The organism is Micromonospora sp. BS32 (assembly GCF_059089345.1).
On record NZ_JBSSHR010000079.1, the window covers coordinates 1 to 516 of the forward strand.

The 516-nt window shown below is 75.0% G+C and carries 1 protein-coding gene; it reads left to right on the top strand.

Features of this window, described 5'->3' with window-relative positions; all coding sequences use genetic code 11:
* On the top strand, positions 1 to 516 hold a 516-nt coding region (locus AC5RWQ_RS30340; protein WP_494286022.1), incomplete at both ends, for a geranylgeranyl reductase family protein.

Below are 516 nucleotides of genomic sequence, written 5' to 3' on the forward strand. Positions count from 1 at the left end.
GGGGTGCCGGACCGCCGTACGGTCGCGGTCGTGGTGACCGCCAGCAGCGGGGCCCTGCGCGGCGAGGAGCAGATCGTCTACGCCCGCGCGGTGGTCGGCGCCGACGGCAGTGCCAGCCGGATAGGAGCACACGTCGGGGTGAAGCTCGACCAGGTCGACCTGGGCCTGGAGTCGGAGATCCCGGTGCCCGCGTCGGTCGCCGAGGACTGGGCCGGCCGGGTGCACATCGACTGGGGCCCGCTGCCGGGCAGTTACGGCTGGGTCTTCCCCAAGGGCGACTCGCTGACCGTGGGCGTGATCTCCGCGCGCGGCGACGGCGGCGCCACCAAGCGCTACCTCGACGACTTCGTGGCCCGGCTGGGGCTCGCCGGGTTCGAGCCGAGTGTCTCCTCCGGGCACCTGACCCGCTGCCGCGCCGACGATTCGCCGCTGTCCCGCGGCCGGGTGCTGGTCTGCGGCGACGCGGCGGGGCTGCTGGAGCCCTGGACCCGCGAGGGCATCTCGTACGCGCTGCGC